Source organism: Variovorax sp. Sphag1AA (genome assembly GCF_014192575.1).
In the GTDB taxonomy this organism is placed as follows: domain Bacteria; phylum Pseudomonadota; class Gammaproteobacteria; order Burkholderiales; family Burkholderiaceae_C; genus Variovorax.
The window spans coordinates 130,202-155,408 of record NZ_JACHYC010000006.1 but is presented as its reverse complement, the minus strand read 5'-3'; the positions used below and the strand labels follow the sequence as shown (position 1 = coordinate 155,408).

The following is a 25,207-nucleotide window of genomic DNA, read 5'->3' as shown; positions in this document are numbered from 1 at the left end:
TATCTATTACTTGGTGAACTGGATCTGGCCTTCTGGCAACAGATAAAGAACAAGGGCACGGCCCTGCGCGACGGTCGGGAAGTGCGCGCTGCCCGCCGGATAGACGCACCAGCCGGCAGGCCGGCCGTCGAAAGTCGCATCGCCTTCGAGCGGCATGATCAAATCGATCTCGCCGCCCGGATGGGTGTGATGCGGCCCGGCGATGTCACGCATGTCGACGACGTCGACCGAGAAGCGGTTCAGCGCGTCCTCGGCCTTGAAGACCCTTCCGTAGCGGATGCCGCCGCCTTCGCGCTCGCACAGCCAGCCTTCGGCGACGCCGCCGATGCAGGCTTGCTTCAGCGCTTCATATGTGAGGCTGCCGGCGCCATGGTGGGTGTTGAGCCATTGGTCGAGGTCCGCGTCGAGCGGGCGGCCGGCGATCTGGGTCGCGACATCGGCGACGAGTTGATGGAAGGCTTGCTTGGACATGGGCGCCTCGTGGTTCGTGGGGGACAAACTGGCTTGCGGCAATTGCCGGTGTGCAGTATCTTGCCTGTGTGCGAACCATAAGCACCCACCAATCGGGTGTCAAGCAATATAGTGCATGAATGGGTGATAACCCTGAGATTCACCCATCGGAAGACAGTGAAAGAACCTCATGAATGAGCGAGCCGACGACGCGGTCCTGACCGCCGACACCGATGCGTCCCAGCCGGCCGAAGAGGCCAAGAACCCGCTGCTGGTGGCGCTGGGCGACCGCGTTCGCAACCTGCGCGCGCGAAGGGGGCTCACCCGCAAGGCGGTCGCGCAGGCGGCCAACGTGTCGGAGCGCCATCTCGCCAATCTCGAATACGGCATCGGCAATGCGTCGATCCTGGTGCTGCAGCAGGTATCCGGCGCACTCCAGTGCTCGCTGGCCGAGCTCGTCGGCGACGTGACCACCAGTTCGCCCGAATGGCTGCTGATCCGCGAACTGCTGGAGCACCGCAGCGAAGCCGACCTGCGCCGCGCCCGCATCGCGCTCGGCGAGCTGCTCGGCACCGCGGCGGGCGATCCGGCGCGGCTGCGCCGCATCGCACTGGTGGGGCTGCGTGGTGCAGGCAAGTCCACGCTCGGCCAGATGCTGGCGGACGACCTCGACGTGCCCTTCATCGAGCTGAGCCGCGAGATCGAGAAGTTCGCCGGCTGCAGCGTGCGGGAGATCCACGATCTCTACGGCACCAACGCCTATCGTCGCTACGAGCGCCGCGCGCTCGAGGAAACCATCCAGATCTACAGCGAGGTGGTCATCGCCACGCCGGGCGGCATCGTGTCCGACCCCGCCACCTTCAACCAGCTGCTCGCGCACTGCACCACCGTGTGGCTGCAGGCCGCGCCCGAGGAACACATGGGCCGCGTCGCCGCGCAGGGCGACACCCGGCCCATGGCCGCCAGCAAGGAGGCCATGGACGACCTGCGCCGCATCCTTGCCGGCCGCGCCGCCTTCTATTCGAAGGCCGACCTGAGCGTCGACACCAGCGGGCACGGTTTGCCAGAGAGCTTCCAGCTCCTGCGCCATGCCGTGCGCGAAACCATGCTCCACGAAGGCTGAACCGCCTCCGGTCCATCCACCGCCTGTAAAAAATTCATTCCAGGGTTGACGCGCCTCAAAACATGCAGCATGATGCATGTCCATGCGATAGGCGAATGCACTATTGTTCCTCGATGCCCCCGAAACGCCCCTGAACCCAAGGAGACCGACATGGCCGAAACCGCTGCTCACCCCGCCCGCGTGGACTACCGCACCGACCCCACGCAGTACCGTCACTGGAACCTGAGCGTCGAAGGCTCGGTCGCCCGCCTGTCGCTCGACGTCGCGGAAGACGGCGGCATCCGCCCCGGCTACAAGCTCAAGCTCAACAGCTACGACCTGGGCGTGGACATCGAGCTGCATGACGCGCTCAACCGCGTGCGTTTCGAGCACCCGGAAGTGCGCTCGGTCATCGTCACCAGCGCCAAGGACCGCATCTTCTGCTCCGGCGCCAACATCTTCATGCTCGGCGTGTCGAGTCACGCATGGAAGGTGAACTTCTGCAAGTTCACCAACGAGACCCGCAATGGCATCGAAGACTCGTCGAAGCACTCCGGCCTGAAGTTCGTCGCGGCGGTCAACGGCGCCTGCGCCGGCGGTGGCTACGAACTCGCGCTGGCCTGCGACGAGATCATCCTGGTCGACGACCGCTCCTCTTCCGTCTCGCTGCCTGAAGTTCCGCTGCTCGGCGTGCTGCCCGGCACCGGCGGCCTGACCCGCGTGACCGACAAGCGCCACGTGCGCCACGACCTCGCCGACATCTTCTGCACCAGTGTCGAAGGCGTGCGTGGCCAGCGTGCGGTCGAATGGCGTCTCGTCGATGCGATCGCGAAGCCCGCGCAGTTCGGTGCTGCCGTGCAGGAACGCGCCGCCAAGCTCGGTGAAGGCAGCCACCGCCCGGGCAACGGCAAGGGCGTGAGCCTCACCCGCGTCGAACGCGAGGACGGCCCCGACAGCCTGCGCTATGAATATGTGACCGTCGAGATCGACCGCGCCCGCCGCACCGCGACTTTCACCGTCAAGGCGCCGAAGACCGCGCAACCCACCGACATCGCCGGCATCGAAGCCGCGGGCACCGCCTGGTGGCCGCTCGCGATGGCCCGCCAGCTCGACGACGCGATCCTCTGCATGCGCACCAACGAGCTCGACATCGGCACCTGGCTGCTCAAGACCGAAGGCGATGCGCAGGCCGTGCTCGCCAGCGACGCCACCGTGCTCGCCAACAAGGACCACTGGCTGGTGCGCGAAACCATCGGCCTGCTGCGCCGCACGCTCGCGCGCCTCGATGTGTCGTCGCGCAGCCTCTTCGCGCTGATCGAGTCGGGCTCCTGCTTCGCCGGCACCCTGGCCGAACTGGCCTTTGCCGCCGATCGCGCGTACATGCTCGCGCTGCCCGACGATGCCGACAAGGCACCGAAGCTCACGCTCAACGAATTCAACTTCGGCTTCTTCCCGCTGGTGAACGACCAGAGCCGTCTGCAGCGTCGCTTCTACGAGGAAGTCCCCGCACTCGAAGCCGCACGCGGCGCCGCCGGCAAGGCGCTCGATGCGGACGAGGCGCTCAAGCTCGGCCTGATCACCATGGCGCCTGACGACATCGACTGGGAAGACGAGATCCGCATCGCGGTCGAAGAGCGCGTCGCGATGTCGCCCGATGCGCTGACCGGCCTCGAAGCCAACCTGCGCTTCGCCAGCAAGGAGAACATGGCCACCCGCATCTTCGGCCGGCTCACCGCCTGGCAGAACTGGATCTTCAATCGCCCGAACGCCGTCGGCGAGAAGGGCGCACTGAAGGTCTACGGCACCGGCCAGAAGGCTGGCTTCGACATGAACCGCGTCTGATCATCCGTCCCACGAACACTCAAGGAAACAAGACATGAGCTCGATCAACTACAGCGAGAAGATCCCGAACAACGTCAACCTGAGCGAAGACCGCACGCTGCAGCGCGCGCTGGAAGGCTGGCAGCCGAACTTCATCAACTGGTGGGACGACGTGGGCCCGGACGGCTCGACCAACTACGAGGTCTACCTGCGCACCGCGGTGAGCGTCGACCCGCAAGGCTGGGCCCAGTTCGGCCACGTGAAGATGCGCGACTACCGCTGGGGCATCTTCCTGAACCCGGGCGATGCGAACCGCGAGATCCACTTCGGCGACCACAAGGGCGAGAAGGCCTGGCAGGACGTGCCCGGCGAGCACCGCGCCAACCTGCGCCGCATCATCGTCACGCAGGGCGACACCGAGCCCGCGTCGGTCGAGCAGCAGCGTCACCTGGGCCTGACCGCGCCCAGCATGTACGACCTGCGCAACCTGTTCCAGATCAACGTCGAAGAAGGCCGCCATCTGTGGGCCATGGTCTACCTGCTGCACAAGCACTTCGGTCGCGACGGCCGTGAAGAAGCCGAGGCGCTCCTGCAGCGGCAGTCCGGCGACCAGGACAACCCGCGCATCCTCGGCGCCTTCAACGAGAAGACGCCCGACTGGCTCGCGTTCTTCATGTTCACCTACTTCACCGACCGCGACGGCAAGTTCCAGCTCTCTGCGCTCGCCGAAAGCGCCTTCGACCCGCTCGCACGCACGACCAAGTTCATGCTGACGGAAGAAGCGCACCACATGTTCGTGGGTGAAAGCGGCGTCTCGCGCGTGCTGCAGCGCACCGCGCAGGTGATGAACGAACTCAAGACCGACGACCCCGCCAAGGTGCGTGCGGCCGGCGCCATCGACCTCGGCACCATCCAGCGCTACCTGAACTTCCACTACAGCGTCACCATCGACCTCTTCGGCGCTGACCAGTCGAGCAACGCTGCCATCTTCTACAGCTCGGGCCTCAAGGGCCGCTACGAAGAAGGCAAGCGCACCGACGACCACGTGCTCAAGGGCCAGACCTACAAGGTCCTCGAAGTGCAGAACGGCCAGCTCGTCGAGAAGGAAGTGCCGATGCTCAACGCGCTCAACGAGGTGCTGCGCGACGACTTCATCAAGGACTCGGTCGCCGGCGTGGCCCGCTGGAACAAGGTCCTCGAAAAGGCCGGCATCCCGACCCGCCTCACCGTGCCGCACAAGGCCTTCAACCGCCAGATCGGCGCGCTCGCCGGCATCAAGATGTCGCCGGAAGGCCGCGTGGTAAACGAGGCCGAATGGAACGCCAAGAAGGGCGAGTGGCTGCCGACTCCCGAAGACTTCGCTTTCGTGGCATCGTTGATGGGCCGTGTCGTAGACCCCGGCAAGTTCGCTGGTTGGATCGCGCCGCCGGTGATGGGCATCAATCGCCAGCCCGTCGATTTCGAGTACGTTCGCTTCGGCTGAGAATGAGAAGTTCGCGGACGGGGCAACCCGTCTGCGACGACAAGGAGACCCACGATGGACATGGCCGTTGAAGTGAAGGTCATCAAGCAGCACTTGATCGACCCGGAAATCTGCATCCGCTGCAATACCTGCGAAGCGACGTGCCCCGTGGGCGCCATCACGCACGACGATCGCAACTACGTCGTCCGTGCCGACATCTGCAACAGCTGCATGGCTTGCATCTCGCCATGCCCGACGGGGTCGATCGACAACTGGCGCACCATGCCCACGGCGCGCGCTTATTCGATCGAAGAACAGCTCACCTGGGACGAACTGCCCGCAGAGCTCTCGCCTGAGCAACTCGAAGCAGAAGGCCTGAGCGCGGGCGACGAGGTGCAGTTGCAGGCCGCCGCTTCTGCGGTGCCGCAACCGCCATCCGCGCCGGGCGAAGTGGCTTTCAACTCCGCGCAGTACGGCGCCACCACGCCGCCGTGGTCTGCCGCGCATGCGTACACCAACCTCTACCCGCCGAAGGCACCGACCACTGCCACCGTCGTCGGCAACTTCAATTGCACCGAAGCGGGCTACGAGAACCAGACGCACCACATCGTGCTCGACTTCGGCAGCATGCCCTTCCCGGTGCTCGAAGGCCAGTCGATCGCGATCATCCCGCCGGGCGTCGATGCCAACGGCAAGCCACACTTCGCGCGCCAGTACTCCATCGCGAGCCCGCGCAACGGCGAGCGGCCCGGCTACAACAACATCTCGCTCACGGTGAAGCGCGTGCTGGAAGACCACCATGGCAACCCGGTGCGCGGCGTGTGCAGCAACTATGTCTGCGACCTCAAGGTCGGCGACAAGGTGCAGGTCATCGGCCCCTTCGGCAATTCCTTCCTGATGCCGAATCACCCGAAGTCGCACATCGTGATGATCTGCACCGGCACCGGCAGCGCACCGATGCGCGCGATGACCGAATGGCGCCGGCGCCTTCGCAAGAGCGGCAAGTTCGAAGGCGGCAAGCTGATGCTGTTCTTCGGCGCACGCACGCAGCAGGAGCTGCCTTACTTCGGCCCCCTGCAGACGCTGCCCAAGGACTTCATCGACATCAACTTCGCGTTCTCGCGCACGCCGGAGCAGCCCAAGCGCTACGTGCAGGACGCGATGCGCGACCGCAAGGCGGACCTTGTCGAACTGCTGAAGGACGGCCAGAGCCACTTCTATGTGTGCGGCCTGAAGAGCATGGAAGAGGGCGTGGTGCTGGCGCTGCGCGATGTCGTGACCGAGGCCGGGCTCGACTGGGACACCATCGGCGCCGCGCTCAAGCGCGAAGGGCGCCTCCATCTCGAAACCTACTGACGGATGAAGTTCTCGGAGTTTCACGAGGGGCAGGTCATCGAGGCCGGGCCCTATCTCGTGACCGAGGCAGAGCTTCTCCAGTTCGCGAATGCCTACGACCCGCAGTGGTTCCACACCGATGCGGAACGCGCTGCCGAGGGCGCATTCGGCGGCCTGATCGCGAGCGGCTGGCACACGGCGGCCATCGCGATGCGGCTCGTCACCGATGCAGCGCTCGTGGGCTCCGAGTCCTTCGCATCGCCGGGGCTTCAATACCTGAAGTGGCCCAACCCGGTGCGGCCCGGTGACAGCCTGCGACTCGTCGCCGATGTGGTCGAGGCGCGTCGTTCTGACAAGCGCCCGACGCTCGGCATCCTGCGCTGGCGCTGGCGACTCTTCAACCAGCGCGAGTTGCCCGTGCTCGATCTGGAAGCGACGAGTCTGTTCAGGCTCCCCGAGCCTCAGCGCTGAGACACGGCGCGCTCAGCCTTCGAAGCCCAGCAGCTTTCGCAGGAGTGCGGTGAGCTGCGCGCGTTCGGCCTCGCTCAGTCGCGAAGTCACTGCATCGACATACGACGCCGACTTGCCGGCGTGATCGTCCAGCAGCCGTCGCCCGTCTTCGCTGAGCCGCAGGCAGAAGCTGCGCGCGTCCAGCGGCGATCGATCGCGGCACAGCAACCCTTTGCCCACGGTGCGCACGACAAGATCGCTGCAGGTGTTGAGATCGAGCCCGATGTCCTCCGCGATCTGCCGCTGCGAAGCACCCGGACGCTGCTGCACCGCCACCAGCAGCGCGAGCTGGCGTGGGGTCACCGCATCGCCGTAGACGGCGGGAAACAGCGCCTCGCACTCGAAATGTGCGCGGCGCAGCAGGTGCGGCAGGTTGTGAAGAAGTCGGACCCTCGGTTCTGGCATGGGGCGAATGTAGCGCCCGCGGCGTCAGCGTCAGGGTTTGCGCGCCGCAACCAGCACCGCGGGCATCGGCACTTCGTAGCCATCTGCCGTCCGGTAGGGCTCCAGCCGATCGAGGATCGCGTCGTCGATCGCATCGAGCACCTCGGTGCGCTGCCGCTGCAGCGTGCCACGTGTGCGCACCGTGCCGGTCTTCACCGTCAGCAGGACCTGCTCGCCCGAGGCCGCGCGCCAGCTCTGCGGCAGTCGGGTCACCGCGACATCGGCAAAGCCCGCTTCCGCCAGGGCCTTCTCGCTCGCCACTGCATCCGCGAACTGGAACATCGGCGGCCCGGCCGGCAGTCCGACGTCCTGCGAGCCGGCCGCAGTGATCGCCTCGAGCACCGCGCCGAAGAGTCTTGCCTGCTGCGGCACTTCCCAGACCGTGAACGCGAGCCGGCCGCTTGGCTTGAGCACGCGGAACGCTTCGCGAAAGAATTGCTGGGGATCGGGAAAGTGCAGCACGCCGTAGTTCGACACGATCGCGTGGAAGTGCTCGCCATCGAATGGCAGGTTGCCCGCGTCGGCCTCGACGAAGGTCGCGCCCGGAAAGCGCCGCGCGGCGAGCCGCACCTGCTCTGCGGAGAAGTCGACTCCGACCACCTCGGCCCCGCGCGCGAGTGCCGCACCGGCCGCATAGCCCGCGCCACATGCCGCATCGAGCACGATGCTGCCTCGGGCCACGTGCGCGGCATCGAGCAGTGGCCCGATCGATTGCGTCGTCAGCCCCGAGAGAAGGTCGTCGTAGCCTGCGCACACCGACGGGTCGGCCCAGCCGGCGTGCTCGAAATCGCGGAAGGCGTTGCTCATGCGCTTCCTCCATGGCGTTGGGTTCGATCGATGATGGTGCGCGGGCCCGCGGGGGGTGTCAATCGCGCGGCTCCTCCGGATAAAGTAGCCCGCTTTGCAACGTCTGGAGACGCGCATGAAGAAGCCGGAATCGGCCGAGGGTCCACCGCCATCCCAATTGATCGACGAGCGCATCGCCGGACTGGGCGACTGGCGCGGCGAGACGCTCGCCCGCATGCGCAAGCTCATCAAGGAGGCGGACCCCGAGGTCGTCGAGACCTGGAAGTGGATGGGCACGCCGGTCTGGGAGCACGACGGGATCATCTGCACCGGCGAGACCTACAAGGCGGTCGTGAAGCTCACCTTCGCCAAGGGCGCATCGCTGGATGATCCGGCGAAGCTCTTCAATTCGAGCCTCGACGGCAATGTCCGCCGCGCCATCGACATCCGTGAAGGCGAGAAGCTCGACGCGAGTGCGTTCAAGGCGCTCATCCGTGCAGCGATCGCGCTGAACACTGTCGCCAAGACCAAGCCCAAGCCCAAGCGGACGAAGAAAGACCCCGAATGAAATACCTGCGCATTTCCAAATCCCTCGTTGCAAGCGCGGCCGTCGTGCTGCTGGCTGCGTGCGCGGCTCCGGCGCAAACCGGTGAATGGAAGCCGAACCCACCGAATCCGGAGGCTCCCTACCCGGCAGAGTCGCGCGAGAAGGGCGAACAGGGCACCGTGCTCCTGCGTGTGCGGACCACGCCCGACGGCCGGCCGGCGGCCGTGGAGGTCAAGCAGTCGAGCGGCTATCCGCGCCTGGACCGCTCTGCGGTCGACACGGTCTCTAAATGGCAGTTCAAGCCCACGCCGGACGATGGCGGCGTGGTGTGGCGCGAAGTGCCGGTCCGCTTCGCCATCCGCGCGTACTGACTCAAAACCCGCTCTCGCGCATCGCCACCGCGGCAAGGTGCCGGGCCGCTTCGGCGAGCAGGCTGCGCCGCTCTCCCTCGATCTGCACGTGGCCGCGCGTCTCGCGCAGTTCGGGTGCGGGTCCGTCGAGCTGCACGAGCACCTGGAAGAGCGAGGGCGAAGGCACGAGTTGCTCGCCCTGCGGCACGGTCGCGAGCGGGCCGCCGTAGCGTGACGACAGCATCGGATGGTCGAGCTGATTGACGCGCGTGGTGCCGATCGCGATCACGCGGCCTTCGATCGGTGTCAGTTCTCCTTCGGGATAGAAGCGCGCACGGCCGCCGACGCGCAGGCGCTGCACTTCATCTTGACGGACATACGCATCCACCTGCCAGCGCGAAGGGTCGGCGAGCACGCCGATGAGTTCGCGCGTACCGATCCACTGGCCCGCAGCCCACTCGGGATTGACATCGAGCCAGCGCCCCGCGAACGGCGCCTGCAGCACCAGTCGCGACATTTCCGACTTCGCGGCGCGCGCCTGCTCCATCTGCGCGATCAGCCGCTGGCGCGTGGCCGCATCCTGTTCGAGGCCTGATGGATCGGCCATCAGTCCGGCGAGCCGTTCGCGCAGGCCGCGGATGTTCTCTTCGTTGCCGATGTTGCGCGCGGCGATGTCGGGTTCTTCCAGTACCGCGAGCGTGTCGCCCGGCTTGACGTCACCAGCCGCGCGCACCTGTTGCAGCAGCGCGGGGTAGGGCGCATAGATGCGCAGGTGCTGTTCGGCGCGTGCCACTCCCCGTGCGTGCACTTGCGTGCGCCATGGCACCGCGAGCACCAGCAGTACCGCGAACAGCACAGCACCGATCGCGAGACGGCGGCCGTGTGTCACCTCGCGCCGGCGCACCCACCAGTGGCGCAGTTCGCGCCACACCGGCATCACGATGAACCAACCGATCTCGACCGCGAAGAGCACGATGCCCAGCGCCTTGAAGAAGAACAGGTACACCGCCACCGCGATGCCGAAGAAGATCACCAGCCGGTAGAGCCAGGTGACCATCGCGAAGGCGACGAGCATCCGACGCCGTGGCGGGCTGAAGTGCTCGGGCCACGGTTCTGCGAGCCCCAGCAGCGTGCGGCGCAAGGTGGCGCGCGCCAGTGCCCCCGCCCGTTCGTGCAGGTTCGGAAAGTCCAGCAGGTCCGACAGGATGAAGTAGCCGTCGAAGCGCATGAAGGGGCTCGCGTTGAGCGCCAGCGACAGGACCCAGCTCGTGGTCGCGAGATAGAGCAGCGCATTGCGCAGCGGCCCCGGATCGCAAAGGGCCCACCCCAGCGTCGAAAGCCCCGCGAGCGACAGTTCGGTGAGGATGCCTGCCGATGCGATCGCGAGTCGCTGTTTGGCGCTGCGCAGCTTCCAGCTTTCGCCGGTGTCGGTGTAGAGCATCGGCCACATCACGACGAAGGCCACGCCCATGTGCGCGACACGCAGCCCGAGCCTCGTCGCGACCAGCGCGTGGCCGAGCTCGTGCAGTGTCTTGGCGACGATCAGCGCAAGCGCGAAGCTCACGAGCCCTTCGGCCGAGAAGGACTCCACCACGTCGTGCCTGAAGGTGTCCCACTGGTGCAGCACCAGCACGATGCCCGCGAGGCTCAGCACGATCACCAGCCATGCGGTCATGGGGTGGAACAGCCAGCCCAGCCGCTTCGCGAGCCATGCAAGCGGCACTTGCGGGCGCAGCAGCGGAATGCGGAAGAACAGGTAGTGATGCAGCCACCAGCGCCAGCTCAGCCACGATGGTCCGCCGCCACCCGCCGGCGGTGCGGCACCGGGGGAAGGCCGCAGCAGGCGGTGCTGTTCGAGAAAGCGCCGGAAGCCCAGCACCTGGCTGACATCGGGCTCGAGCGCGGTCTGCGCGGCGATCTGTTCACAGATGCGGCGCGGGGTCTGCCCCCAGCGCAGCAGGCATTCGAACTCCAGCCAGCCGATGCGATAGAAGCGGTTCACCACCGTGTCCTGGATCACCCACGCGGGATCGCCGCGCAGGCTCGCGCCGGCTTCAGCCAGCCGCAGGTCCTCGCGCAGCGGCGGCGTGGGGAGGTCGGCGGGGTCGATGTTCATCAGAAGCCCGTCCAAGCGCGCGCGGCAGCGAGCGGGCGGCGCAGCAGGTAGTAGCCGAGCATCACGCGCTCGCCCTGCAGCTTGGCGGTGCCGTGCAGGCCGAGCCGTGCATGCGCCGGCGGGTCGTCGATGCTCGCGAGCAAGCGGTACGAGGAGACACCTTCCTCGCTCGGCTTCGCCTGGTAGCTGGTTTCGAGGATGTGCCCCTTCAGCGGATCGAGCGGGTACGCGGTGAGGAACAGCGTGACCTTCGCGCCGGGCTCCAGCGCGATCGCATCGGCGACCGGCAACTGCACGCGCATCGCGGGCTGCGCCGGGTCGGCCACCTGCAGGATGCGCTCGCCGGTCGCCACCGGCTTGCCGAGCCAGTCGTTGGGATCGCTGTAGACCGCCACGCCCGCGCGTGGGGACAGCACCTGCGTGCGCTTGAGCTGCGCCTCGACCGCCGCGAGTTCGGCGCGCTTCTGCCTTGAATGGGCGTTGAGCAAGGTGAGCTCGTTCTTGCTTTGCGGGTTGTCGAAGGCGCGCTGGCTCGCCGCCATGAGTTCGGCATCCGCAACCGCGACTTCCTTGGTCAGCACCTCCGCGCGGTTGCGCAGCGTGGTCTCGTCGAGCGAGAAGAGCAGTGTGCCCGCCTCCACCGGTTGATTGGGGCGCACATGCATGCGCGCGATCACGCCGTCGATCGGCGAGCTGACGACCTGCGCGTTGAGCGACACGATCTCCGCCGGCGCGAGCACGGTCTGGCTCACCGGCACCAGCAGCAGCGCGGCGAGCACCGCAACGACCACGAGCACCTGCTTGCGCCCGGGCCGCCAGCGCGGCAGACGCCGGCGTGCATCGAAGCCGCTCCAGCAGTGCGCCCAGGTCTGCCACACGCCTTCGAGCAAAGGTGGCAGTGGTGCGGCGGGCGGCTGGTCGAGCAGAAAGAGGACCACGCCGAGCCTGCGGCCCTCGCGGTCGCGGAGCGGCACGCACCAGAGCCCGGCGGGCCACCACTCGGCCCAGCCCTCGGCGATGTCGGGTGGCGGATCGACCGCTTCGCGCGCAAGCCAGAGCGGCTTGTCGCCGTCGATCTGCTTCGCGAGCCACTTGCCGGCGCGCTGGAGCCACACGAGGTAGGGCGAATCCTCGCTGGGCCGCGCAAGGCCGGAGACATTGAGCAACTCCAGCCGCTCGCCGTCCTGCTTCATCACCAGCGCCTGCCGGTAACGCAGCAGCGGATAGAGATCGTTGGCCATCGAGAAGGCCAGCGCGTCGAGCGTGGGCGCGGCGAGCGCGCGATCGCGCAGCGCGCTCAGGTTCATCAGCAGCGCGGGCGGCGGCGTGCGTTCGGTGGTCACTGGCCGGGGAACCGGGCGATGCCGCTCATTCCCGGTATGAGTTCGGGATGTTCGTTGTCGAGGCGGGCTTCGAGTTCCACCGTCTGCGCGACGGCGTCCACCCGCGCGTTGATCGCGCTCACCTTCGCGGGATAGGTCTTGCCCGTCTCGTGGATCGACACCGCGACGGGCGTGCCCGGCTTGAGCCTCGCCAGCAGCGTCGACGGAACGTTGAGCCGCACCTTCAGCGGCCCGTCGCTCACCAGGTCGAAGAGCGGCGTGCCGGCGCTCACCGTCTGGTGCGGCTTGGCGAGCACCTTCGCCACGCGGCCCGAGAACGGCGCGCGCACCTGGCAGTAGCCGACCTGCGTGCGCGCGAGCGTGAGTGCGCCGTCGGCCTTTTCGACCTCGGTGGTGGCGTTGAGCACTTCGAGATCGCCCGCCGCGTTCAGCTTCTGCAGGTTGCGCTTGGCTTCGAGGTTCTGGCGTGCGAGGTTGAGTTCCGCGCCTGCCACCTTCGCGCGCGCCTGCGTCTCGGTGCAGATGAACTGTGCAAGCAGCGCGTTCTTCGCGACCTTCTGGCCCAGCACCGCCTGCATGTCGGCGAGCGTGCCGTTCATCTGGCTCGACAGCGTGGTTTCGAGCTGCGCGGCCAGCAGCACGCGGATCGCGCCCGGATCGTCGGCCACGGCTGCAGCGGTGGCGCGCGGATCGGCTGCCCACGCGCACGACAGTCCTGCGCCGAACGCCAGTGCGATCAGCGTGCGCCGAATCGGGCTTTCACTGGGATTGCGCAGGCGCATTGGCGCTTCCTCCGACGCTGGCCATCATGTTGCGGCGTTCCTGGTCGGCCAGGCGCTGCTCGATCTCGCGTGCGAGCGTCTTCACGTCGGTCTGGTCGATCGACTCGGGCAACACGTCGAAGCCCACCGAGTTGTAGAGACGGCCGCGCGCGGCCTGTGCGCTCGCATAGGCGGCCTCTCGCTGGTAGCGCGACAGCAGGAAGCGGCCCTCCGCGCGGATGAGCTCGAGCTCGGTACCTACCGAGGCGGTGCGCGCGGACTGCGCGTACTCCAGAAGCCGCTGGTCGACGCGCACGCTCTCGTTGGCAAAGTCCACTTCCTGCCGCGCGAGCTGGTAGCGCAGGTAGCCGACGCGCACCTGCGTGAGCACCGCCATCGACAGCGCCACGCGCCGCGCCTCGGCGGTCTGCGTCTGGTTCGCCTGCGCAGCATTCAGCGAAGGCATCTGCAGCAGCTTGAGCAGGTTCAGCGACACCTGCAGGCCCACGGATGCCCACTCGTTGTTGTAGAGGTAGATGTTGGAGTCGTACTGGTAGCCGAGGTTGAGCGCCACGTTGGGCCACAACTGGGCCTTGGCGATCTTCATGTCGTAGTCGTCCGCGCGCATGCGGTACCACTCTTCCATGACCTCGGGGCGGTTCTCGAGCGCGAGCTGTTCGAGCCGGTCGACGTCCTTGGTGATGGTCGGCATCGGCGGCTCTTCCACGTCGGCCAGGATCATCTTCGAGCCCGGCGGCAGCGACATCAGCGCGGCAAGTTCGGCCTGCGCGAATTCCAGGTCCTGCCGGCGAACGGTGAGCAGGTAGACCGAGTCGAGCAGCGCACGCTGGTAGGCGAGGATGTCCTGCCGCGGCAGCAGGCCCTTGGTCTCGGCCTCGCGTGCGGCTTCGAGCGCCTTGTACGTGCGGGCCAGCAGGCCGTCGACCTGCGGCAGCAGGCGCTGCGCGCCGAGTGCGCGCCAGTAGGCGTTGTGCACGTCCTGCAGCACGTTCTGCGCAACCTTGCGGCGGCGCTCGTTGGCCATCAGGATCTGGTCGTTGCGCTGCTGGGTGCGGTAGTAGGCGACGCCGAAATCGAGCAGGCTCCAGCTCAGCCCGAGGCCCGCGAGGTTGCGGTCGCGCTCTTCCGAGGTCGATGCGCGCAGGCTGACTTGCCGGTCTTCGATGCCGATGGATGTGCCGCCCGAATCGTTGTTGCGCCCGACGTAGCCGGCCGATGCGACCAGCCGCGGCAGCATGTCGTAGCGCGAGACGTCGCGCAGGTTTGCGGCCAGCGCGTTCTCCATCAGCTTGAGGCGGTAGTCGAGGTTGTACTTGAGCGCCCGGGCAGCCGCCTCGAAGAAGGTGATCGGCGTGGTCACCGGCTCCTGGTTGTCGTACATGCGGACCTTGTCGTCGGCCACGCGCTTTTGCAGTTCATCCTGCGTGTAGGGCGTGGGCTCCAGCGAGCCGCACGCAGTCAGCAGCAGGATCGATCCCATCGCGGCATTCAGCAGTCTCAGAGGCGGTCGATGCATGGGCGCTTTTCCTTGCTCTCGTTGTTCTCGATGTTCAGAGGGGCGGCGATCCGGCATTCGCCGCGAGCGCAGCGCCGAGCGGATTGAGCCGCAGGGCCGCGTCGCGAAGCTGCTCGCTGAAGCCCTGTGCGGTGGGCTGCTGCGCGGGTGGTGGCTCGGCCGGCGGCGACGTTGTCATGCGATCCGGGTCGACGGTGAAGAGCGACGGGTTTTCGAGGAGCCCGTCCGCACTCAGGCTGATGCGGCTTTCGCGGCCGTTGACCCATGCCAGGTCGAGCTGGCTTTCGTCGCGGCTGATCGCCACCGCGCGCGAGACGTACTGGCCCGGGACTTCGCCGAGGCCACCGCCGAGTGACGTGCTCCGGATTTCCTGCGGCAATTGCCACCAGAACTCGCTGCCGTCCGCGCCCCAGGCCGAGAGGCTCAGCACCGTGTTCGCCTGCCGCACCACTGGCGTGACGTAGACCATGGGCCGGACATCCGGCAGCGGTTGGTCGGTGCGGGTTTCCGACGCGAGCGTGTTGAAGTAGGGCGGCGGCGGGATGTACGGTGCCGCGACGTCGAGGCTGATGACAAGCTGCGCGGTGTCGGTCGCGCCTGCGCGATCGGCGACGGTGTAGGTGAAGGTGTCGCGCAGCACCTGCCCGAGCCCTGCCGCCGCGAGGACATCGGGATTCGTCTGGTCGATCGTGTACGTGTAGCTGCCGTCGGCGTTGAGCACCAGCGTGCCGTAGCGTCCGGCGATCGACTGGCCGACGGAGCCCGTCGTGCCGGTGCCGGCCTCGGGACCGGTGCGGATGCCGACGACGTGCAGGCTGTCGCCGCCGTCCACGTCGGTGTCGTTGGGCAGCACGTTGCCGGTGGCGTTCGGCGCGGGTATTTCGCTCGACGCGACGTTGCTGTCGTCGGCCGCGACGGGGTTGTCGTTCGCGCCGCGGATCAGCACATCGAAGCGCGCCTGCGATGTCGCACCGGCGGTGTCGCGCATGACGTAGGTGAAGTGCTCGGTGATCGTCTCGTCGGCGGTGCGCAGCGCCTGGACGGTGGGGTTGGTGTTGTCCAGCACGTAGGTGTAGCTGCCGTCGGCATTGAGCGTGAGGCTGCCGTAGAGGCCGGTGAGCACTTGGCCCGCGTCGGCAGTGACGCCCGTGGGGCTGGTCACCGTCACCACGCGCTGGGTCTCGCCGTTGGCGACGCTGTCCACGTCGGTGTCGTTGGGAAGCACGTTGCCGGTGGGGTTCAGGCCCGGCGTCTGGTTGGCGATGCCGCCGGCCTCGACCGAGACGGTGTTGTCGTCGTTCGCGATCGGCGTGTCGTTGCGTCCGTCGATGGTGATGCGAAGCTCAGCCGACGAGGTGGCAAACCAGATGTCGCGGATGGTGTAGGTGAAGGTGTCCGTCAGCGTCTGGCCGCTGGTTCGCAGCGCTTCGACCGCGGGGAGGCTGTTGTCGACCAGGTAGGTATAGCTACCGTCGGCGTTGAGCGTCAGGTCGCCGTACTGTCCGCGCAGTACCGAGCCCACCGTGCCGGCCGTGCCGCTGACGGCAAGCCCGCCGGTTCGCACCTGCGTCACGGTGAGGGGATCGTTCTCGGCATCGGTGTCGTTGGTGATCACGTTGCCGCGCGGGTCGACGCCGGGTTGGTTGTTGTGCAACCCGCCGGCCTCGACAGCAGCGGCATCGTCGGGGAAGGCATTGGGCGCGTCGTTGAGGCCGATGATCACGATGTGGATCTGCGCCAGATCGCTCAGGCCGCCCAGGTCGGTCGCCTGGTAGGTGAAGTAGTCGTGCGCAAGCTGCAGCAGACCGAGCGCCTGCACGTCCGGATTGTTGGGATCGACCGTGTAGGTGTAGCGTCCATCGCTGCCGATCACGAGCTGGCCGTAGAGGCCGTTGATCACGGTGCCGTTCGTGTTGGTGGTGCCCGTGGCGACGGGTTGCAGTGCGCCACCTGCGGCTTCCTGGCCGGCCCGGATGCCCGAGACATGGAGCAGGTCGGGGCGGTCCACATCCGTGTCGTTGGGCAGCACGTTGCTCGTCGGGTTGATCGAGATGCCGAGCCCGTTGTCCGCGACCGAGAAGGCGAGGTCGTCGTTGGCCACCGGCGCGTCCCATGCACCGTGGATCGTCACCGCGAACTGCGCGATGTCCGGAGCGCCGGCGGTGTCGACCATCGTGTAGCTGAAGACATCGTTCAGCGTGTCGCCCTGGCGCAGTGCCTGCACGGCCGCGAGGGTGTTGTCGACCGCGTAGTCATAGCTACCGTCGGGGCGCACGGTCAGCGTGCCGTACTGGCCGCGGATGACCTGGCCGGCCGCAGCGACCGCGGTGAAGGTGCCGCCAGCGGCCTCGGTGCCGGTGCGGATCGCCGTCAGCGTTCGCGTGTCGCCGGCATCGACGTCGGTGTCGTTGGTGAGCAGGTTGCCGCTCGGGTCCAGGCCCGGCGTGGCGTTGAAGGTGCCGCCGGCTTCGATCGCATCGACGCCGTCATCGACCGCCACCGGGTTGTCGTTGCGGCCGTGGATGACGACGGTCACGGTGCCAACAGCGGACTTGCCCCCGGAATCGGTGACGGTGAAGGCGAAGTTCATCGTCAGACGATCGCTGTCGGTGCGAAGCGCTTCCACGATCGGACTGCTGTTGTTGACCGTGAAAGTCAGCCCACCGTCGGCGCCGATCGTGAGGGTGCCCAGCGGCGTGAGGATGTTGGTGCGCGTCGGGCCTGAAACGGGAAAGGTGCTTCCCGTAATCGGGTCCTGGATGCTGGTCACCAGGGGGACCTCTCCATCCGGGTCGCTGACCACGATATGGATATTGGAGCTTGGATCGACGCCTGGCGTGCCGTTGAAGACGCCGCTCGCCTCGATCGCGTCGACCGTGAGCGTGCCTGCGATCGGCGCATCGTTCACGCCGGTGATGCGCACAACGATCTGCGCGGTGTCCGGCGCGCCTTGTGTGTCGATGATGCGGTAGGTGAAGACGTCGTCGATCGTCGCGCCTGGCGGCAGCGCCTGCACCGTCGCATTGATGTTGTCCACGTTGTAGGTGAACGACCCGTCGGGATTGATCGTGATCTGCCCGTAGAGGCCCGCGATGGTCGTCGCGCCGCCCACCGCAGTCAGCGTGCCGCCTGCGGCTTCGGCGCCCTGCCGGATGCCGTTCACCTGCAGCACCGTGTTCGGGTTGTCGGCGCTGTCCACGTCCTGGTCGATGCCGTTGCCGCCTGGCTGGTCCGCAGTGCCGGGGCGGCTCGCGTCGGTGATGACATTGCCGGTGGCGGGAATCGCCGCCGGCGTCCCGTCGTTCGAACCTGCGGTCGCGTGCGCGAGATCGTCGCTGGCCACCGGGTTGTCGTTGCGGCCCTGGATCACGATCACCAGGTTGGCCACGTCGTCCAGGCCGGCCCGGTCGGTGACCCGATAGCTGAACGTCTCGGTGAGCGTCTCGCCGACCGAGAGGCGCTGGACGGTCGGATCGGCGTTGTTCACCACGTAGCGATAGGTGCCGTCCGCGCCGATGCTCAGCGTGCCGTACAGGCCCGCGATCAGCGTGCCGTTGGTGCTGCTGCTCCCCAGCGCCACAGGCGTGACCGGGCCCGGCACGTCCTGCGGCACGGTACGGATGCCGGTCACCTGCCGCGTCTCGCCGTTGGCGACGCTGTCGACGTCGGTGTCGTTGGTGAGCACGTTGCCGGTGGCGTCCGCGCCCGGCGTGCCGTTGGCGACACCACCGGCCTCGATCGCGGTGCCGGTGTCGTCCACGCCGACCGGCGCGTCGTTCGCACCGTGGATGGTCACGGTGAGCGTCGAAGAGGAGGTCAGCCCTCCGAGGTCCGAGATGACGTAGTTGAAGCGCTCTACCAGCGTCTGGTCTGCCGTGCGCAGTGCCTCCACCGCCGGGTTGCTGTTGTCGACGATGTACTGGTAGATGCCGTTCTCGTTCACCACGAGCCGCCCGTAGAGTCCCTGCGCGACGGTCAGTCGCACCACCGGGATCAGCGGGGTGCCGGAGAGGCCGATCTGGGTCACCGTCAGGATGTCGCCGTTGGTCTCGATGTCGACATCGGTGTCGTTGCCCAGCAGGCCGCCGCGCGGGTCCACGCCGAACTGCTGGTTGCGGGTGCCGCCGGCCTCGAGTGCATCGGCGGTGTCGGGGTTGGCGATCGGCGCATCGTTCACCGGCTCCAGCGTGAGCACGATGCTGTCCTGGTCGGTCAGCGCATCGGCCAGTTCGCCCGGGATGCCGTTGCTGTTGTGATCGCCGAAGTTGCCGAGGTCGTTGGTCAGCACCGTCAGCGTGTCGGTGCCGTTGAAGTCCCGGCGGCCGAGATACATCAGCTTGTCGAGTGCGGCATTCAGGTCCGCGACCGTGCCGGTGAGCACCATGGTCCCGGTGTTCGCGCCGGTGACGGTCACGCCGGCCTGCGCGGAAGAGAGGAACAGCGTGCCGTTGGTCACCGACAAGGTGATCTGCAGCGTGCGGCCCGCCGGGTCGGGATCGCGGTCGACGTCGATGTCGCTCACCGTGATGCCGTGGACTTCGAGCGGTATGTCCTCGAACCCGTCCGGTACGGAGGCCGGCATGTGGTTGACCGGCGCGTCGTTCTGCTCGACGTAGCCTGCATTGGCTTGCGTGGTCTGCGCCTCGCCGAGCGTCACCAGGATCTGGCCGAGCGTGCCGCCGTCGGTGTCGATGCGCACGCGCAGGTCGCCGATCGGCTGCGAGTAGGTGATCGTGCCGGTGGGCGTGTCGATGCGGAAACTGCCCGCGGGCAGCAGCCCGAACTGGTAGCGGCCGTTGATGTCGGTGGTCGTGGTGAACGTGAGGTTGTCGGCGGTGGTCGAGAGGTTGTTGTCCACGCCGCCCCACGTGAGGGTGACGGTCTGTCCCGGCAGTCCAGGCCCGTCGGGCGTGGTCGAGCTCGTCGCGGACGAGGTGTCGTTCCACAGCGTGCCGCTGATGACACCGAGGCCCGCACCTTCGGTGAGCCTGTAGTCGTTGAGCACGCCGCTGCCGACGGTGCCGTCCGCGCCGGTGCGCTCGCCATCCGTCGTGCCCGCCGTGCCGACGGCGGAGCCGCCCCAGTCGGTGAAGCTGTCCGGCAGGCTGGTCCAGGTCAGCGTGGCGTTGCTGATCGCGATCGCGGCGGTGTTCGGCAGCGTCACGCTGTAGATGAGCCGCACGCTCTGGCCGTTGTTGAGCTGCGCGAAATCGGCGCTGATGCCGTTCGTGGTGTCGACCGTCACGCCGGTCGGCAGCGTGCCCGGCGCATAGGTGATGCCATCGATGACCACGCCGACCAGCGTGTAGTTGCTGCCGCCCGGGATCGCGTCGGCAAGATGCGTGTCGAAGGCCGGCGAGCCGCCGTTGTTCGTGAAGCTGAGCTGGACCGTGGCCGTGCCCGTCGCAGCCGCCGGATTCGGGTCGAACCCGATCACGCGCTTGTCGACGCCGGAGAAGCCTGGCTCCACGATGCGCTCGGAAACGGTTTCGCTGTTGGCGCGCGCGAGGTTGTTCACGAACTCGTGCGCAGACACGCCGAGCAGCGGACTCGTCGACTGGTTGACCGCTTCGTTCGTCACCCGGACGTTGAACTCGAACACCACGCCTTCGAGGTTGACGTCGTTCTCCGCGTTGGTCAGGTTGCCGAGGCTGAAGCTGATCGTCCGCCCGTCCGGCGAAACCGTGATGCGTGCCGGATTGAACACGCCGTCCGGTGCGGGTCCGCTCAGGTCGGGCGTGATGTAGAGCGCGACGGGGCTGTTCTCGTCGCCGCTCACCGCGAGCGTGCCGCCGACGATCAGGTTGGCCGCGTCGCTGGTCAGCCCGCCGTTGGAGACGAGCGCCAGTCGCACCGTGTTGACGAGCGCGTCCGGGTCGATGAAGTCAAGCCCTGCCGGGAGCGTGATGCGGACCTCGTAGTTGGGGTTCTGGCCCTCGGGCACCAGCACTGCGACGCGGTAGCGAATGATTTCGCCGATCGTGACCTGTTCGACCGGCGCGTTGGTGGGATCGGGCGCGGGCGTCTCCGGCAGGCCGCCGACGCGCGAGATGCGGATCGCCTGCGCGACCGGCACCAGAAGGTTCGAGAGGCGCTGGTAGTCGTTCAGCACGCCGCTGCCCAGCACGCCATCGGCACCGGTGCGCTCGCCCGCCGGATCGGCGGTGGGGCTGCTGGTAGTGCCGTTGAGGCTGGTCCACTGCAGCTGGATCGGGTTGTCGATCACCGCCTGGCTCGCGGCCTGCGCCGTCACCACGCCCGAGAAGTGCAGCACGATGGAGCCGCCCGTCGGGATGTCGATGTCCGAGTTCAGCACCGAGATGAGCTGGGTTGCCGTGAGCGCGAAATCCGGCAGCCCGTTGTTGGTCGCGCCACCGCTGTAGGTCACGCTCAGCAATTGCAGATTGGCGAGCTCGGTGGGGATGGCGTCGAGGAAGTGGATGTCGAAGGCATCGAAGTCGCTCGTGGCGCTGCCATTGGTGATCGTGATGATGAACTCGACCGTGTCGCCTTCGTCGACGCCGATGCCGGGGTCGGTGGCCGTGGTCTGCGTGATCACCAGCGTGGGCTCGCGCACCGTGACCGTCGGTTGGCTCCCGGTGAGCGCCACGGTGACCGCCGCCGGTACGGTGCCATTGGGCACATTGCCGTCCGGGTCGGTGTAGCCGAGCTGCGCGTTGTTCGGAAGGTTGCGGCCCGCCTGGTTGGCGATCGTGTTGCTCGCGACCAGCCGCACGCGCAGCACGAAGCTGTTGTTGCCCGTGTCGTTGTCGCCGGTCGCGCTGGCGCTGCTCAGCGTGAGGTGCGCGCCCACGCCGTCGTTGCCGAGCGTGCCGCCGATGCCGCTGAGTGCGCCCGCGATCACCGCGCCGTTGAAGTTCGCGCCCAGCGCACCGCTGCCGGTGGTCGTGGTGATGATCTGGTAGCCCGCGCCACCGTTGAACGTGGTGTCCAGCCGCAGGCCCGCGGGCAGCAGGTCGTCGATGCTGAGCGTCTGCGTCACGCCTTCGGGCAGCGTGACCACGATGTCGTAGAGCATGCTCTCGCCGATGACGAGATCGGAGCCGGTGGTATGCGTGGCGCTCGAATCGCCGTTGTCCAGCGTGCCGTCCGCGAAGACCTTGATGACCGTCGGTGCCGCCACCTGCTCGTCGGCGGTGTTGGTCAGGTCGGTCGGCGTGAAGTCGGGGCCGCCGTTCACGCTCGCGTAGTTGGAGAGCGTCGCGGTGCTCTGCATCGTGCGGCTGGCATCGATGGTGCCGGACACGACCGTGTCGTAGGTGATGACGACCATGTTTGCGCCGCTCGTGTCCGCCGCCGTCCCGGCCCGGCCCGGCAGCAGCGAAGCGATGCCGTTGGCGTCGAGGAAGCTGATGGTGTTGCCGCTGACGCTGTAGTCGACGCCCGCTGTGAGCAGGGTGCCGTCGCCGCGCCGAATCTGCAGGTTCGCGGCCGCGAGGCTGCCGTTCAGGAAGCTCAGGCCGGGCGGCAGCGTGATGCTCGTCACCACGTCGAAAGCGCCGCCGCCGCCGGTGTTCTCGAGCGCGGTAGCGAGCCGCACGACGTCGCTCGCGTCGATGCCGTCGACCCGACCGTCCACCGCGGTGAGATCGGTGATGTTGCCGGTGAACGCCGGCCCGGTCGTGCCCGGTGCGGCCCAGGTGCCTGTGGTCCCGGTCACCGTGCCATGGCTCGTCGACACCACACCATGCTGGATGGCGAGCACAGGCTCTGCAATCGACGTGATGTTCGCGATGTCGGAGGAAATCAGCTGTGCGTGATCCAGCGACGTCTGCTGCTGCGATTGGGCGAGCACGGCGAGCGAGCGCTGATCGGCAAAGGGCTGGTCGCCCACGCGCATGGTGAATTCGAGCTCGATGCGGCTGCCCGTGGTGGCGGTGACGGCATAGCTGCCGAAGTTGAAGATCACCGAGTTGCCGGGCCCCGAGCTCACGCTCAGCACCGGGCCGAGGTTGGTGTTGCCGCCGGTGAGTTCCCATTGCCCCGCGCCGCCGCCCTGCGCCCAGGTGATGCCGGCCGTGGTCAGCAGTGGTTGCGGCAGATAGGCGGTCAGGCTGAACTGCTCGTAGTCGCTCGTGACGAGGTCGTAGCTCAGCCTGAAGGTGACGAGGTCACCCGGCCGCAGCTCGCCATCGGAAGGCGGTGCGCCGCCGTTGACCTGGGTGAGCTGGATGTCGACGTTGTGCGTCGGCACCGTACCGATGGCGCTCGACGTGTCGCGCTGCACCACGCCGGTGTTGCTCAGCAGGCTGTCGAGAAGCGTGGCGCTCACCTCGGCGTTGTTGCCGACCGGGTCGCCCTCGTTGATCTCGGGGTGCGGCGCGCCGGTCGGCAGGGTGTAGCTCTGGCCGACCGTGGCCTGGTAGGTCAGCACCCCGGTGGTGGGGCCCTGCTGGATGGAATCGTCAGCCAGATCGCCGGAGAACGCCCGGCGCGTGGGGTTGATGGCCTGGATCGTCGCGACGAGGTCGAACACCAGCGTGGTCGTGCCGTCGGCGTTCGCCACCGTGGTGTAGACCACGGGCACCGTGCGCGTCACGCCTTCGAAGGTGAAGGTCAGCATCGGCGTGCCGGTGAAAGTCTGCCCATCGCCGAGCCGGTCGGTCACGATGAACGAGCCGTTGAAGAAGAAGTCCTCGCCAAAGGCGAAGTAATCCGAGATCGCCAGGTCCAGCTCGTAGTTGAGCGTGTCGCCGGGGGTGAGGCCGGGTGTGCCGGTGTCCACCGCGACCGACGACTCCTTGTGGATCGACAGCGACCGCGCGATGAAGGTGGTGCCCTGGCCGACGCTGCTGAAGTCGATGTCGGTGGCGGGCGGGACCAGGTCGCGCGGGTCCAGCGGTATCCAGCTGCCCGTGGCGGTGGCGCCCGCGATGATGATGTTGACCGGGTTACCGGTCGCCGGGTCGATCACCGGATCGCCGCCGCTGTCGAACTCCGCAACGTAGAACGACACCTGCGTGTCGGTGGGAGCGCTCATCGTGGGGTAGGTGACCGTGAAGTCACGCAGGTACGTCCCTGCCGCCAGCGCCACGGCGATTTCGGCCGGGCCGTCGATGACCGTGCCGTCGATCAGCGTCAGCGAGGTGATGGTGCCGCCGGCCCCCGGCGTGATGCCCGTGACCACGACCTGGGGCGGCATCGGCTGCTTCACGACCACGTCGTCCAGTGTCTGCCCGGGCGCGGGCGTGGCGGTCACCGTCAGCGTGTGCGGGAAGTTCGGTCCGGTGGTTGTTTCGCCCTCGATGGTGTCGATGCTGCGCGTGAACGTCAGGATGGTGGGGTGCACCACCAGGTCCGGGGCCAGCGCGCCGACCAGCGTCGGGTCCTGCGTCGGGTTGTTCAGCGAATCGTTGCCGAACTCGAAGGCGCCGCGCACCCCGATGCCGAGATTCGGCGAGCCGTCGGAGAAGCTGGTGTCGGCCAGGTTGCTCAGGTGCGCGGTGACGTTGATCGGGATCACCGGCTGGTCGTTCGCCACGCTGCCGTAGGGCAGCACCACCACCACCATCTGGTCGCCCGGCTGCATGCCGACGCTCGCGGCCGTGACCACCACCTGGTTGCCGTTGGCGTCGCGCCACAGCGGATGCGTGGCGTTGCCCGAGGCGTCGAAAGTCAAGGTGTAGGTCTGCAGCGCCTGGCCGAGGTAGGTGGCCGAAACGAAGGTCACGCCGTCGTCGCCGTCCCGGCCGGTGGCGGGGAAGAACAGGTCGATGTAGGGCGCGTAGCCGATCTGCGTCGACGTGTTGGTGAAGTTCACCGTGAAGCTGAAGTTGTCGCCCAGCAGCACGACGGGATCGGCGCTGGTGAAAGTCACCGTCGGCGCCGCGTCGGCGAGCAGGCCGTCGTAGGTGGCGAGGGCGCTGGCGCTGAGCGCGATCGGCTTGTCGATGTCGCCGGCGCGCACCTCCAGCGTCCAGTTGCCGCCGGCTGCGGCGCCGCCGGTGTTGTCGTTCGAAGCGCCGACGTCGGCGCCCGTCCAGTGCGCCAGCTCACTCACCAGGGCCTGTCCGGGCGCGCCCGCGCCGACGTTGCAGCCGTAGAGCTGGATGTCCGCACCCGGGCGCAACTCGGCGCGCCAACCCGACAGCACATCCGCAGAGGCCGCGATGTTGTCGCTGCTCAGCGTGCGGCTGCCGAGCGTGAACTGGCCCGACGCGCCGTGCGAGAAGATCTGGATCGAATCCACCGGACCCATCTGTGCGAGCGCGGCCGAGATCGCCGCAAGACCATCGGTGCCGGGTTCGACCACCAGCAATTGCGCATCGGCTGGCAACTGCGCGGTGAGCTGGTCGCGGTTCTCGATGCGGCTGTCGACCACCACGAGCTGGTGCGGCGCGGGTGTCGCTGGCAGTACCGGGGTTTGGGCCGGCGCCGCAGGCGGTTCGGCAGTGGTCGCGGGTCGCGCCGCGTCGGCAGGTGCCGCGGCTTCGGCAGGGTGCGCGGGATCGGTGTGATGCTGCTGGTCGACCGCCGAGGCCGCCGCACCGTCGAACAGGATTCGCGGCTCTAGCGCCAGGGCGTGCGTTTGCGGTCTGAAAGCATGAGGCACTTGAGAGGCAACGTTGATCTGCATTTCCCGCGTCTCCTGTTGCGCACCCATGCCGCCCCTTCACGGCGGG

Annotated in this window: 15 protein-coding genes; 7 read left to right on the top strand and 8 right to left on the bottom strand. The window is 67.5% G+C overall.

Features of this window, described 5'->3' with window-relative positions; all coding sequences use genetic code 11:
* Positions 1 to 6: 6 nt before the first annotated feature.
* On the bottom strand, positions 7 to 471 hold the full coding sequence (locus tag FHW64_RS23520; protein WP_184530649.1) for a DUF4863 family protein: 465 nt from the start codon (positions 469 to 471) through the stop codon (positions 7 to 9).
* 169 nt (positions 472 to 640) lie between these two features.
* Here FHW64_RS23520 and FHW64_RS23515 point away from each other — a divergent pair, with 169 nt between their 5' ends.
* The 5 genes from FHW64_RS23515 to FHW64_RS23495 all read left to right on the top strand — a co-directional run bounded on the left by FHW64_RS23515 (position 641) and on the right by FHW64_RS23495 (position 6,641).
* Positions 641 to 1,573, top strand: a complete 933-nt coding sequence (locus FHW64_RS23515; protein ID WP_260306304.1) for a helix-turn-helix transcriptional regulator — start codon at positions 641 to 643, stop codon at positions 1,571 to 1,573.
* A 150-nt stretch (positions 1,574 to 1,723) separates the two neighbouring features.
* Complete coding sequence (boxC, locus tag FHW64_RS23510) at positions 1,724 to 3,394, top strand: 2,3-epoxybenzoyl-CoA dihydrolase (RefSeq protein WP_184530648.1); 1,671 nt, start codon at positions 1,724 to 1,726, stop codon at positions 3,392 to 3,394.
* 34 nt (positions 3,395 to 3,428) lie between these two features.
* Entirely contained in the window at positions 3,429 to 4,856 is a 1,428-nt protein-coding gene (boxB, locus tag FHW64_RS23505) for a benzoyl-CoA 2,3-epoxidase subunit BoxB (RefSeq protein ID WP_184530647.1), read from the top strand.
* A gap of 54 nt (positions 4,857 to 4,910) precedes the next feature.
* On the top strand, positions 4,911 to 6,191 hold the full coding sequence (gene boxA, locus FHW64_RS23500; protein ID WP_184530646.1) for a benzoyl-CoA 2,3-epoxidase subunit BoxA: 1,281 nt from the start codon (positions 4,911 to 4,913) through the stop codon (positions 6,189 to 6,191).
* Positions 6,192 to 6,194: 3 nt separating this feature from the next.
* A complete protein-coding gene (locus FHW64_RS23495; RefSeq protein ID WP_184530645.1) occupies positions 6,195 to 6,641 on the top strand; it encodes a MaoC family dehydratase in 447 nt (148 codons plus the stop codon).
* A 12-nt stretch (positions 6,642 to 6,653) separates the two neighbouring features.
* Here the strand turns inward: FHW64_RS23495 and FHW64_RS23490 are convergent, their stop codons facing one another.
* Entirely contained in the window at positions 6,654 to 7,085 is a 432-nt protein-coding gene (locus tag FHW64_RS23490) for a MarR family winged helix-turn-helix transcriptional regulator (RefSeq protein ID WP_184530644.1), read from the bottom strand.
* A gap of 30 nt (positions 7,086 to 7,115) precedes the next feature.
* Positions 7,116 to 7,931, bottom strand: a complete 816-nt coding sequence (locus FHW64_RS23485; protein WP_184530643.1) for a class I SAM-dependent methyltransferase — start codon at positions 7,929 to 7,931, stop codon at positions 7,116 to 7,118.
* Between the two features lie 115 nt (positions 7,932 to 8,046).
* Here FHW64_RS23485 and FHW64_RS23480 point away from each other — a divergent pair, with 115 nt between their 5' ends.
* Together FHW64_RS23480 and FHW64_RS23475 are read left to right on the top strand one after the other, a co-directional pair.
* Positions 8,047 to 8,478, top strand: a complete 432-nt coding sequence (locus tag FHW64_RS23480) for a DUF1801 domain-containing protein (RefSeq protein WP_184530642.1) — start codon at positions 8,047 to 8,049, stop codon at positions 8,476 to 8,478.
* Positions 8,475 to 8,828, top strand: coding sequence for an energy transducer TonB (locus tag FHW64_RS23475; protein ID WP_184530641.1), 354 nt, complete (start codon positions 8,475 to 8,477; stop codon positions 8,826 to 8,828). Before FHW64_RS23480 ends, FHW64_RS23475 begins: the two co-directional genes overlap by 4 nt.
* A gap of 1 nt (position 8,829) precedes the next feature.
* On the opposite strand, the gene FHW64_RS23470 is transcribed toward FHW64_RS23475, so the two are convergent.
* The 5 genes from FHW64_RS23470 to FHW64_RS23450 are packed head-to-tail and all read right to left on the bottom strand — an operon-like array spanning position 8,830 to position 25,161.
* Positions 8,830 to 10,923: an HlyD family efflux transporter periplasmic adaptor subunit gene (locus tag FHW64_RS23470; RefSeq protein ID WP_184530640.1), complete on the bottom strand. Its 2,094-nt coding sequence runs from the start codon at positions 10,921 to 10,923 to the stop codon at positions 8,830 to 8,832.
* Complete coding sequence (locus FHW64_RS23465) at positions 10,923 to 12,266, bottom strand: HlyD family efflux transporter periplasmic adaptor subunit (protein WP_311733353.1); 1,344 nt, start codon at positions 12,264 to 12,266, stop codon at positions 10,923 to 10,925. The genes FHW64_RS23470 and FHW64_RS23465 overlap by 1 nt, the downstream gene beginning before the upstream one ends.
* The gene (locus FHW64_RS23460; RefSeq protein WP_184530639.1) at positions 12,263 to 13,048 is read right to left on the bottom strand and encodes an efflux RND transporter periplasmic adaptor subunit; all 786 of its coding nucleotides are present in this window, start codon (positions 13,046 to 13,048) and stop codon (positions 12,263 to 12,265) included. Before FHW64_RS23460 ends, FHW64_RS23465 begins: the two co-directional genes overlap by 4 nt.
* The gene (locus FHW64_RS23455; protein WP_184530638.1) at positions 13,026 to 14,564 is read right to left on the bottom strand and encodes a TolC family protein; all 1,539 of its coding nucleotides are present in this window, start codon (positions 14,562 to 14,564) and stop codon (positions 13,026 to 13,028) included. The genes FHW64_RS23460 and FHW64_RS23455 overlap by 23 nt, the downstream gene beginning before the upstream one ends.
* A gap of 34 nt (positions 14,565 to 14,598) precedes the next feature.
* A complete protein-coding gene (locus FHW64_RS23450; protein WP_184530637.1) occupies positions 14,599 to 25,161 on the bottom strand; it encodes a VCBS domain-containing protein in 10,563 nt (3,520 codons plus the stop codon).
* Between the last annotated feature and the right edge of the window lie 46 nt (positions 25,162 to 25,207).